This window comes from Burkholderia sp. Bp8992 (assembly GCF_003853705.1).
GTDB lineage: Bacteria > Pseudomonadota > Gammaproteobacteria > Burkholderiales > Burkholderiaceae > Burkholderia.
Genome location: NZ_QTQI01000016.1, coordinates 178,230 through 189,447 on the forward strand (window position 1 = coordinate 178,230; position 11,218 = coordinate 189,447).

General features: G+C 66.2%; 13 protein-coding genes and 1 pseudogene. 4 read left to right on the forward strand and 10 right to left on the reverse strand.

Translation table 11 applies throughout. The features are described from left to right. Nucleotides 1-12 precede the first annotated feature (12 nt). The 5 genes from DIE03_RS23300 to DIE03_RS23320 form a co-directional block, all read right to left on the reverse strand. Nucleotides 13-645: a LysE family translocator gene (locus tag DIE03_RS23300; protein ID WP_124454447.1), complete on the reverse strand. Its 633-nt coding sequence runs from the start codon at nt 643-645 to the stop codon at nt 13-15. 145 nt (nt 646-790) lie between these two features. Next, nucleotides 791-1,642 carry a hypothetical protein gene (locus tag DIE03_RS23305; protein WP_260434940.1) on the reverse strand — a complete coding sequence of 284 codons (852 nt, stop codon included), beginning with the start codon at nt 1,640-1,642 and terminating at the stop codon, nt 791-793. Between the two features lie 88 nt (nt 1,643-1,730). Then, a complete protein-coding gene (locus tag DIE03_RS23310; protein WP_085038374.1) occupies nt 1,731-2,063 on the reverse strand; it encodes a DUF2322 family protein in 333 nt (110 codons plus the stop codon). Between the two features lie 279 nt (nt 2,064-2,342). Continuing rightward, nucleotides 2,343-3,239, reverse strand: a complete 897-nt coding sequence (locus DIE03_RS23315; protein ID WP_124454451.1) for an oxidoreductase — start codon at nt 3,237-3,239, stop codon at nt 2,343-2,345. A 5-nt stretch (nt 3,240-3,244) separates the two neighbouring features. Continuing rightward, nucleotides 3,245-4,456, reverse strand: a complete 1,212-nt coding sequence (locus DIE03_RS23320; protein ID WP_124454452.1) for an MFS transporter — start codon at nt 4,454-4,456, stop codon at nt 3,245-3,247. A gap of 138 nt (nt 4,457-4,594) precedes the next feature. Here DIE03_RS23320 and gcvA point away from each other — a divergent pair, with 138 nt between their 5' ends. Continuing rightward, on the forward strand, nt 4,595-5,527 hold the full coding sequence (gene gcvA, locus DIE03_RS23325; RefSeq protein WP_124454454.1) for a transcriptional regulator GcvA: 933 nt from the start codon (nt 4,595-4,597) through the stop codon (nt 5,525-5,527). Nucleotides 5,528-5,556: 29 nt separating this feature from the next. Here gcvA and DIE03_RS38390 read toward each other — a convergent pair whose 3' ends face one another. Both DIE03_RS38390 and DIE03_RS23335 read right to left on the reverse strand, forming a co-directional pair. Continuing rightward, nucleotides 5,557-5,805, reverse strand: coding sequence for a hypothetical protein (locus tag DIE03_RS38390; RefSeq protein ID WP_185658205.1), 249 nt, complete (start codon nt 5,803-5,805; stop codon nt 5,557-5,559). Nucleotides 5,806-5,821: 16 nt separating this feature from the next. Then, nucleotides 5,822-6,523, reverse strand: coding sequence for a flavin reductase family protein (locus DIE03_RS23335; protein WP_124454456.1), 702 nt, complete (start codon nt 6,521-6,523; stop codon nt 5,822-5,824). A 228-nt stretch (nt 6,524-6,751) separates the two neighbouring features. On the opposite strand from DIE03_RS23335, the gene DIE03_RS23340 reads away from it, so the two are divergent. Beyond that, complete coding sequence (locus tag DIE03_RS23340) at nt 6,752-7,078, forward strand: thioredoxin family protein (RefSeq protein WP_021160574.1); 327 nt, start codon at nt 6,752-6,754, stop codon at nt 7,076-7,078. Nucleotides 7,079-7,088: 10 nt separating this feature from the next. After that, nucleotides 7,089-7,508, forward strand: coding sequence for a secondary thiamine-phosphate synthase enzyme YjbQ (locus DIE03_RS23345; RefSeq protein WP_124454458.1), 420 nt, complete (start codon nt 7,089-7,091; stop codon nt 7,506-7,508). 23 nt (nt 7,509-7,531) lie between these two features. Here DIE03_RS23345 and atsR read toward each other — a convergent pair whose 3' ends face one another. The 3 genes from atsR to DIE03_RS23360 are packed head-to-tail and all read right to left on the reverse strand — an operon-like array spanning nt 7,532 to nt 10,778. Beyond that, nucleotides 7,532-9,352: a hybrid sensor histidine kinase/response regulator AtsR gene (atsR, locus tag DIE03_RS23350; protein WP_124454460.1), complete on the reverse strand. Its 1,821-nt coding sequence runs from the start codon at nt 9,350-9,352 to the stop codon at nt 7,532-7,534. Nucleotide 9,353: 1 nt separating this feature from the next. Next, nucleotides 9,354-9,857 (reverse strand): molybdopterin-dependent oxidoreductase, encoded by a 504-nt coding sequence (locus tag DIE03_RS23355; protein WP_124454463.1) that lies wholly within the window; start codon nt 9,855-9,857, stop codon nt 9,354-9,356. Between the two features lie 48 nt (nt 9,858-9,905). Next, nucleotides 9,906-10,778: a helix-turn-helix domain-containing protein gene (locus DIE03_RS23360; protein WP_124454465.1), complete on the reverse strand. Its 873-nt coding sequence runs from the start codon at nt 10,776-10,778 to the stop codon at nt 9,906-9,908. A 363-nt stretch (nt 10,779-11,141) separates the two neighbouring features. On the opposite strand from DIE03_RS23360, the pseudogene DIE03_RS23365 reads away from it, so the two are divergent. Next, nucleotides 11,142-11,218: pseudogene (locus DIE03_RS23365) on the forward strand (sel1 repeat family protein); the annotation flags it as partial.

Genomic DNA, 11,218 nt, shown 5'->3' on the forward strand with positions numbered 1-11,218 from the left:
ATCCGTTCACAACTACGGACGCCCCGCCACCGCAAGCCGCGCGGCCAGCCCCACGAACACCGACCCGAGCAGGTACTGCGGCAGCTTCGACGGCCGGCGGCGCGCGCCGATCCGCTGGCTCAGCCGGCTCGCGGAGAGAATCACCGCGCCGTTCACGACGATCCCGATCAGGTTCAGCACCGTCGCGAGCACGAGAATCTGCACGGCGATCGAACCGTGCTCGGGCCGCACGAACTGCGGGAACAGCGCGAGCACGAACAGCGCCATCTTCGGGTTCAGCAGGTTCGTCGTCAGGCCCTGGCGGAAGATCGCGGCGGTCGAGTGGCGGCGTGGCGACGCGACGGGCGACAGCGCGGTCGCATCCGACCGGAACGTCTTCCACGCGAGATACAGCAGATACGCGGCGCCCGCGAAGCGCACGGCGTCATACGCGAGCGGCACCGCGACGAAGAGCTGCGACAACCCGAGCGCGGCCGCGAGCGCGTGGCAGTAGGTGCCGGCCTGAATGCCCGCGAGCGTCGCGAAGCCGGCGCGCCGGCCCTGGCTCACGCTGCGGGACGCGATCAGCAGCATGTCGGGGCCGGGCGTGGCGGTCAGCGCGAGACACGCGCCAGAGAACAGCGCGAGTGTGGAGAGGTCGATCATGGCAGTCCCTTTTGTCGGTGCGACGTAAAAGGGAGATCAGTTTAGGAGCGCGCGCGGGGCCGGTCAATCGAACGAACGGACGATGGCCGGACGGTGCGGATCGTAGCGCGACGCATGCATTGCGCACGCGCGATCGGCGCACCGCTCACTGCTTGCGACACGCGACCTGATAGTCGATCACGGTGTTCGCCGAAGGTTTGTCCGGCTCGCCGCCGACCGTCGTCACGCCGAGCACGCCGGCCGCATTCCGGTAGCGCAGCGCGCAATACCCCATCCCGGTGCCCGAACACGCTTCGGCTTCGATGATGCCGTGCTTCGCGAGCGTCGCCGCGCCGTCCATCGCGTCCGGCTGTTCGCGCGGGCGCAGCGGTTGCCAGCCATGCGCGATCAGGATCCTGCGTGCCGCGTCGAGCGGCTTGCCGTACACGTTCGGCACGGCCGCGCGGCCGTTGCAGTGCGTGCTTTCGGCGGCGACACGGGTCAGCCGCAGGCTGCCGTTGTCTTCGTGCAGTTCGCCGACCGGCGGCGCCGGGCCGTCGCCGCCCCAGATCAGCAGCGCGCCGCTGTCCAGCCGATCGGCCGAGCCGAGCTGCCAGCCGGCCTTGCGCGCGGTATAGCCGAGTGCGACGAGCGTCGTGCCGTCGAACACGCCGATGTTGGCGTTGCGCGCGAAGCAGATCGCGCTCGTGCCGGCGCTGAAGCCGCTCGAGAACGTGACGACCGTGTAGCGCCCGAGCGGCGCCTCGGACGTCACGATCCAGTCGCGCTTCGCGACTTCACGGCCGGCTGCGGTGGTCGTCTTCGCGCGATATCGCGTGCAAAACGGATCGAGCGCCCCGTTCTCCGGCGAATGCGGCAGCACGCCGAGCGGCACCAGCGATGCACCGGCGATCTCGGAGGCCGTCCGCAGCGGATCGGCCGATGCCGTGCCGCCGAATGCGGCACAGGCAACGGCCGCGATCGCGGCGGCAGCAGCGAAACGGTGGACCAAGGGCAGGGCAATGAAACGCGGCACGCGGGCAGTCTCCGGAGCGAGAAATACGGACGCGACGATCGCGGCTTTCCGCGCGCGTGCCGCCGACGACTCAGCCTTTCGCGACGACGTCGATCCGCAGCGCTTCGCCGCCGGCGACGATCGCCAGCAGACGATCGACGTTCGGGTGCGCGCCCGGACGGTTGCGCGCGTCGGCCGTATGCTCGGCGAATATCGCGAGGCCGTGCTCGGCGGCGTTCGCGTCGAGCGTGCCGAATGCCTGCTTCAGGTAGTTGTACACCGCGAGCGAGCCCTGCTTGCCCGGCTGGTTCTCGATGGTCGCGACCACGTCGCCGTTCGCGCCGACGAGATCGATGCGCGCGACGCCGTCGATGGCCGGCAGTTGCGCGAGGTTGTCCTTGAATACTTGGGTCGGTTGAATCACTGAAAACACTCCGTCGGTTTGATCATGGGAAGGTGGCCGGCCGTATGTTATCCGATCGGCCAGGCTGCACTTTTCGACGTAACCGAGCGATTTGCACGTGGTCCGACCATCCGGTACGTTGACTATCCTGGGAACACCGGCGCCTGCTTGCCTGTTTGCCACGAAGCAGCACGAACAGGTTGTGAAGTGACGGATGTCATCGAGGATGATTGTGTTGTCCGCGATTGCCGGAGCGCGATGACTCCGCGGGCGATTCGATCCGACCGGGTTTCCCGGCTGCTAGCCCGGCCCATCGCTGGCGGCGGCGAGAAGCGGAACGACCAGATCGCTGATCGGCGTCGGAATGCTGTGAGATCGTCCGTATCGCTGCACGACGCCGTTCCGGCAGTCCCATTCGAGCGGTTGGTTGCCTTGCCGATCGGCAAGAATGGACGTACCCAAATCGGGCGGAAAGCCATGGAATCCGTCGACGATCTCCTGCGGCACTTCATCGCCCAGCTTCGCGCCCGCCGCCCGCGCGACCTCGAGACATTCCCGCAGGTAGGCGAGCGACAGTTCGGTAATGTCGCTTCGCGAGTACATGCCGGCGCGGCGGCCGGTCAGCACCATGAGTCCCGCCACCGCGTTCTGCAAGAGCTTTCGCCAGGCGAGCGAGATGAAATCCTCGGCAACCTCCGGCGCGCAGCGCGTGCCGTGCAAAGCCGAGACCACCACGTTGCTCGCCGGCGTATCGGGCAGGGTGAGCCGGGGCTTGGCCCGCAGCCACACCGATGCGCCCGATTCGCGCTGCGCCGGAAACCAGACGACCGATGGCACGACCGTGGCGCCGGCCGCATACGGCGCGAACGCGGCTTGTTGCTCGACGCCGTTTTGCAGTACGCAGACGACGGTATTCGCATCGCATAGCGCGGAGACCCAAGGGGCCGCGCTCGCCACCTGCGTCGACTTGACCGCGACGAATACGAGATCGACCTTTTCCTTGACCGCTCGCGGGTCGGTCAGTACGGGCCCGGGCACGACGATCTCGCCGCCATCGAAGCGCAATTTCAACTGCTCGTGCGCCGAGCGGCCGCAGATCACCGGCGTGCGGCCGGCTTCGTGAAGGGCCGCGGCAACGGTCGTTCCGATTGCGCCCGGGCCGACAAGGCCGACGGTCGGGTAGCCAGACTTCGTCATGGTGTTCATCCTGTCGAGTCATCCGCCAGATGCGGGCGCAGCGCGAGGGCGAGCGGAAAAATCGCGAGGGCGGTCAACGCGGTCGCATACGTGGCGCCATGCACACCGATCCTGTCGCCCAGGAAACCGTAGAGAACAGGCGATAGCGCGCCCGATGCGATCGTCCCCGTGTAGAAAATCGCGAATGCGCGCTCGGTGCGCTCGGGCACGGACATCTCCGGAACGGTTCCGTACAGCACCGACGACGTGCCGTTGAGCATCATACCCAGAATCGGCAGCAGCACCATGGTCAGCGCCAACGGGAGATACATCACCGCGACGATGCACGCGGCCGTACCGCCCTCCGTGAGCAGCACCGTACCGACCACACCCATGCGTGCGCCCAGCCAGCCGCACATGAATTTGCCGGCCGCACCGCCTATGAAAACGAGCGCAAGGGCCGTTCCCAGCAATTGAGGCGAGACGCCTTTTGCCTTGAGCAGAAAAGGCAGGAAGGTAAGCAGTCCCATGCGTACCGCCGTGTCGAGCACGCCGATTGAAAACAGCGTGGGGAATCCGCTTGCGCCGGTACCACTGCGTCGAACGGACGCGTGCTCCTTGGCCTCCGACTTTCCGGCGCTACGCGGCACGGCGGGAAACCAGAGCGCGATGACGGCGGCCACGACGCAACCCAATCCGGCGACGATCCATAGCGCGTGACGCCACGGCATCATGGTCACGAGCAGCGAAATGGCGGCCGGCAGCGCGGATTTCCCCAGGTCGCCGGAAAAGTTGTAGATGCTCAATGGGCCTCTCGCGTCGCGTCCGTAGATACGGGAGACGGCGCCCGATGCGATCGGATGCTGCGTGCTGGAGCCGCCGCCCGAAATCGCCAGCGCCACGCCCAGACCGAGCAGCCCACCCGACATGCCCGCGATCGCATAGCCGAGCGCGGCGAGCAGCGTGCCGATTGCGAGCGTCGTGCGGCTGCCCAGGTGCTGCGCGAGACGCCCCGCGGACAGCTGCAGCGTCGCCATCGTGCCGGCATAGATGCCGCGCAGGATCGCCAGGGCCGCAAAGTCGAGCCCGAATTCCGACTGCCACACCGGTAGCAACGCGTAGATCATGTCCGTATAGCCATCGTGCATGGCGTGCGCAACGCAGGATAGCCATAGCACGCGCCGTCGGGGCGGTGCAGTCTCCTGCATCGCGGGAGGGGAAAAAACCGGCAGGTGCATCGTGGTTCGCTCCGTGCGAGCGGTCAGCGGAAGCCGCTGGTGGTATCGCTTTCGCGCTCGATAGAGCAATTTTATGATCGAGGCGACAGCATTTTCAATTGAGCTAAAATCGCGTCACTGGAGAGAAAAAGTCACGTCATGAGCGGAAACCGGGACGCTGCGAAGCACTGGGGCGAGTTGCCCCCGCTCAACGCGCTGCGCGCTTTCGATGCAGTCGCACGGCACGGCAGCTTCGCAAGGGCTGCGGTGGAGCTGCATGTCACCCATTGGGCCGTAGGCAAGCAGATCAGGCTGCTGGAGGACTGGTTCGGCCTGCCATTGTTCGACCGTCGTCCGCGCGGTGTCGTGCTGACCGACGAGGGGGCCGCGTTGCTGAATGACGTCAGCCACGCGTTCGAGCGCCTCGGTACCGCGGTGGTGCGGCTGCGCCACGACACGTTCGCGCACCGGATCTCGGGTGTCGTGCGGGTGAATGTGCCGATGAGCTTTGCGCTTTGCTGGCTGCTGCCGCGGCTCGCCGATTTCCATTCGCGGTACCCCGAAATCGACGTCAGGGTGTCGACGACATCGCGCAAGTTGCGCTATGTCGCCGACGCCTTCGATATCGGTGTGCGTTCCGGTCCCGAGCAAGGTGCGGGCGTCGTATCGCGCCCGTTGATGCCCGACCTGCGCGTGCCGGCCTGCAATCCCGCATTGCTGCGCCAGCATCCGATACAGGGCGTGGCCGACCTGCGTCATCACGTCCTGCTGCATTCGGCCACGACGCGCTCTGCCTGGTCGCACTGGTTGCGGGAAGCCGGTGCATCCGATCTGCGGGCCGCGCGCCATGTCGAATTCGATCATGTGAATCTGCAGCTCGGCGCGGCCATCGAGGGGCTCGGCGTGGCCCTGGCATCCCTGCCGCTGATCGGGCGCGATCTCGCCGAGGGGCGCCTCGTGTGTCCGATCGCGTCGCCTGTATGGCGTGCCGACGACTACATGCTGGTGACGAAGGCCGAGCGGGCCGACGATGCCGCGGTATCCGCGTTCGAGGAATGGATGGAAGGCATGGCAAGCCGAGAGGCTGGATAGGCTCGCTGATCGGACCACGCGGCATAACTTCATGGCTCGCCCGTGAGCAGCAGCACCGCATACGCGAGGCCATACGCATCGATGACCCATGGCAGCGCACCGACACGCACGCCGAACGCGGCGCCGATCGGTTCGGTCGAGCGATCGGCAATCGCGATGTCGATCCGCGCGATCGGCACGGCGATGCGCTGGGCCGGCAGCACGAGGCGGTACCGGGCCGGCCCAGCCGCATCGACCCCGCCGGTGGAGGCGCGACGAAGCGCCGGATTCCCTGGCATCCCCCTGGGCGCTTCGTTACCGCCCGGTTCCGCTCAACACGCCCGCTTCACGCGCACGCTCGATGTCGGGGCTGCGATACGCGCGCTCCGGAATCTCGGCGAGCCGCGACGCATGCACCTGCTGCGGCGCCAGCCCGTAGAACTTCTGGAAGCTCATGATCAGCGGCGACCATTTGTCCGGATCGATGCGGTCCGCGTGGCCGTCCATCAGCAGGTCGGGATGCACATGCACGCGCTGGATGCGCAACTCGAAGATGCGGATATAGCCGCGCAGGTCCGGCGCCTCCTCGCCGATCCCGTGCGCGGCCGCGACGACCGCCTCCATGTGCACCGGGCATTCGAGCGCGCGCGGCGGCGCGACGGTTTGCGACGCGGCTTCGGTCAGCCCGGCCGTGCCGAACTTGTCGGGTTCGAATACGTAGCCTTTCGCGCGCTTGCCGTCAGGCACCGGATACGTGCCCGTCGTGCGCGCGATCCTGTCGACCGCGTCCGCCTGCGCCGACGACGGCAGGTTCAGCACGCATTCGCCGGTCCGCAGCAGGTTGCGGGTGGTCTGCGAACTCGCGGCGATGCCGATCACGCCGCGCCAGCCGAGCCAGAACGCGGACGAGATCGGTGCGAGATTGGCCGTGCCGTTTTCGTTCAGCGTGCTGACCAGCACGACGGGCGTGCCGAAATAGAGGATGTTCGGTTCGGTGACGCAATGCGGTGCATTCATGGCGGGTGCCCTCGGTGACGGATCAGTTCGCATGCTGATCCTGTCGCGGCGGCGCGGCGCTCCGAATCTTGTCGTGTCATTGCGGAAGGGGCGCGGGCGGCGTGCGCGCCGCAACGGGCCGGCCGGCATCGCGCGAGCTTTTCCGCTAGAGTAGGAAGTCGCAGGCCGCGACCGCCGCACCACGCGCGCGGGGCGCGGCCCCGTTCCGCCAACGCACACGAGGGCCTGATGGACACCGAGCAACGCTACACCGCCAACGCGCCGACGCGCGCGGAAGTCGACGCACTGGGCGGCGCCACCGTCATCGAATTCGGCGCGAACTGGTGCGGGATCTGTGCAGGCGCGCAGCCCGCGATCGTCGCGTCGTTCTCCGCGCATCCTGCCGTGCGGCACCTGAAGATCGAGGATGGCCCGGGCCGCCCGCTCGGCCGCTCGTTCGGCGTGAAGCTGTGGCCGACGCTCGTCTTCCTGCGCGACGGCGTCGAAGTCGCGCGCGTCGTGCGCCCGGCCGACGCGAAACAGATCGAAGCCGACGGCTTCGCCGCGCTGGCCTGAGGTCACGGCGATGCAACAGGCCCTCACGCACATCGGCGTCGACACGCGCGGCAGCGGCCTCGTCGAATTCACGCCGCAGGTGCGTGCATTCGTCGACCAGCAGGCGATCCGCACCGGCCTGCTGACCGTGTTCTGCCGCCATACGTCGGCGTCACTGCTGATCCAGGAGAATGCCGATCCGTCGGTGCAGCGCGACATCGAACGCTACTTCGCGACGCTCGCGCCCGAGGACGATACGCGCTACGAGCACGACACCGAAGGCGCCGACGACATGCCCGCGCACCTGCGCACGGCACTCACGCAGGTGCAGCTGTCGATTCCGGTCGAGCACGGGCGCATGGTGCTGGGCACGTGGCAGGGGATCTACCTGTTCGAGCATCGCCGCGCGGCGCACCGGCGCGACATCGTGCTGCATCTGATCGGCGAGTAGGCGGGAACGGCCGATGCGCGTGCTCAGGCGAGCAGCTTCTCGACGAGCGCGCCGAGTTCGCGCAGATGAACGGGTTTCGGCAGGAATTCGTCGAATACCTGCTTGTTTTCACGCAGCGCAGCCGATTCATACGCGCTGACGCCGAGGATGGCCGGATACCGGCCGTCGTCGTCGGGCTCCGCGACCGCGCGAATGCGCCGCGCAACCTCGAAGCCGCTCAGGTCCGGCAGTTCGAGATCGAGCACGACGATGTCGTAGCGGCCCTTGCCGAAGCGCATGACGCCTTCCTGTCCGGTGCCGCACAGATCGGCTTCGATGCCGAGCGCCGACAGCATCGCACCGAGGGTTTCGCGTGCGTTGTCGTTGTCGTCGACCACCAGCGCGCGCCGGTCGCGGAGCGCGATCGCGGACGGCAGCGCGGGTGCGTCGCCGGCCGCGTGGCCGGCCGTATCGATCACCGGCACTTCGGCCGGCAGCGTCACGACGAATTCGCTGCCTTCGCCGACCACGCTGCGCACGTCCACATGCCCGCGCAGCGTCGTCACGATTTCGCGTACGACCGCGAGCCCCATGCCGATTCCGTCCACGTGCAGCCCGACCGCGTCGTTCGCGCGATAGAACGGCTCGAAGATCTTCGACAGGTGTTGCTTCGCGATGCCGGCGCCGGTGTCGCGCACGGCGATCTTCACCTGCTGGCCGGCCGGCGCGTCGACGACCGTGATCGACACCTTGATCGATCCGCCGACCGTGTACTTGACCGAGTTCTCGATCAGGTTCGACAGCACCTGCCGCAGCAGCTTGCGATCGGAGCGGATCGCGAGGCCGGCCGGCTCGACCTGTTGCGCGACCGCGATCCGCTTGGCGGCGATCTTCTCGCGCAGCGGCTCGAGCACTTCGGCGAGCAGCGGCGCGATGCCGACGGTATCCAGCTCGGCGAGCCGCTTCGTCGAGCGCAGCTTGATGTAGTCGGTGAGATCCTTGACGAGCGCTTCCAGCGACAACGCGGAATTCTGCAGCCGCCGGATCGTCTTCAGGTTTGCGTCCGACTGCGGCCGCGCGAGCAGAATCTCGATCGACCCGCAGATCGCCTGCAGCGGCGTGCGCAGCTCGTGGCTGACCATCCCGAGGAACGCGTTCTTCGCCTCGATCATCTCGAACGCGCGATCGGACGCCTTGCGCTCCGCGTCGAGCGCTGCATTTTGCCGTTCGAGCAGGTCGTCGCGCGTGCGCATCGTATAGAACAGCAGCAGGAACAGCGCGCACAGGATCACGCCGAGCACGATGCCGAGGGTCAGGATCGCGCGCTGCTTCTCCTTCAGCTGATGGAACGTGAAATCGCGCTGCGCCATCTCGATCGCGCGGAAGTAGTTCGCGAGGCCGTTGACCTTCGGCCAGTACGCATTGACTTCGTCGATCACCTGCCGCGCGTTCTTTGGCGCGTCGCGCAGCAACGCCACTTCGCGCTTCAGGCGCGTCATGAATTCACCGAGCGCGTCGATCTCGTTGCGCGCGCGCGGGATGCGCAGCCAGTACTGGGACACCTCGGACGGCCGCTGCAGGAACCCGAACGACACCGACAGGCTGTCGAGCTGCATCTGCACGTGCTCGAAGTCGTCGTCCTCGTGCGTCGCGTAGAGGATCAGCTGGCGGTCGAACCGCGTGTAGACGTTACGGTATTGCGCGGCGGTCCAGAACACGCCTTCGCGCGGCCCCTCGAGCACGCCCTCGTTGACCGAGGTGGCGAGGAGATCCCACAGCAGGAAGGCCCATGCGGCGAACCCCATGATCCACAGCGAGCCGAGGACCAGGATGATCTTTCTGTTTTTCCACCGCCGTCGCGTCATGTCACTTCACGGTCAGGCCGATGATCTGCCATGCGAACTTGGCTTCGCCGAGCGGCGTCTTCAGTTCGTCGGGATACTGGTCGCGCGGATACATGATCCACAGCGGGCCGTAGTTGTCGTTGCCGAGCACCTTGCCGTTCATCGTCCGCGCGAGGATCACGCCGTACTTGTCGGCGTCCGACACGGGAATCGTGAACGTGTACTCGTCGATGCAGCGGAACTCGATCTGCGTGCCGCGCGCGCCGACGGTCTTCAGCACGTCGGACAGGCGCGGGCCAGTGAAGGCCGCCTTCGGCGTCCAGCTCGTCGACGTGACGATCGTATGCTGCGGCAGCGCCATCAGTTCCTGCTCGGAAAAGACATAGGTCGTCTTCCCCTGCTGGTTGCTCTTGCTGATCTTGCCGTCGACGGTGAACGTGAACGACGAAGCGGCCCATGCCGCGGCAGCCATGCCGAACAGGCACGCCGTCAGCAGGCTCTTGATCCAGATGGTTGAAACACGCATGGCTTTCCCTCGGTCCTGTGGTTCGTGTGGTGGTTTGTCGTTTCGGTCTCAGTTCGCGGCGGCCGCGGCCGGCAACGTGATCTTCAGTTCGCGCGCCACTTCGGCGAACAGGATCGGCAGGCGCACCGGCTTTTCCTCGCAGCGCGCGTTGTAGTGCGACACGATGTGCGCGATCTCGTCCTCGCTGGCTTCGCCGGTCGAGATCTTGCCGGTCAGCAGGAAGATCGGCGCGCCGCTGTTCTCGCTCGAACGGATACCGCGCACGAGTTCGGCTGCCGTCTGGTCGCCGAGCATCCAGTCGAGGATGTAGCCGTCGAAATCCTCGACTTCCAGCGCCTTGCGGAACGTCGCGCCGTCGAAGTACGGAATCGCGTTCACGCCTTTCTCGATGAAGTATTCGCACACCGTTTCGGCGACATCCTGCGAATCGTCGACCACCGCGATCCGCGCCGCATAGACGTTCGGCTGCGCCGAGCGCAGTTCGATCACGTCGACAGGATAGGTGCGGCCCTCGCGCGCGTGCTGGCGTTCGGTGATGATCCATTCGCCTTGCCACTGCAGCGCGACGAAATCCGTCTCGATCTGGCTGCTGGCCTTCGTCGAGATCGCGGCGCGGCAGCGGAAGCGCTTCGACTCGACCACGAACGTCGCGTCGATCATCTCGGCGGCGGCCGGCTGCATGCCCTTGTCGTCGAGCAGGATCGCGGGCGGTACGCCGAAGTGCGTTGCGATGTCCTGCAACTGCGACAGATTCCACGGGATCAGGCCTTTCATCTTGCGCGTGACGACCGAGAAGCTCAGGCCGAGCACGTTCGCGATCGTCGTGTTGTGACTTCGCGGCGGAATACCGTTCCGGTTCAGTAGATCGCGCACCTTGTTGGCGGTCATGAGATCGACATTGGCCTGCTCGGTGGTGGACATCGCGATGGGGTCTCCAGGGGCTTTGATGAGGGTGAGCATATCAAAACTGACGCGCTATGCAAACTTTGAAAACGCGAATGACCTTGACATGCCATTTTTCTCCATTATTATTGCTCACCACGTCACTATTGTTTGCCGCGTCATGTTTGGGGAGCGAAGCTGACACCAGTCGGCACAGCGAAAAGCGGCAGCGATGACGCAGTGACGGAACGATTCGAAGAGAGAACCTGAGAGAGCCTTGGAATGCGTGTCGGCGTTGGCGGATGGAATTGTATCCGCTGCGCCGCGCGCAACCGGGTACGAGCTCACGGGGTGGGATAGCTCGAAGAATTGCGGCGCAAATAAAACTTGGGGAAAGTAACAATGTACCGCCGTTTACTCGCACCGGGGCTGCTGTTGCTATTGGCCGCGTGCGCGCAGGATCCGTCCGCCACCAGCAA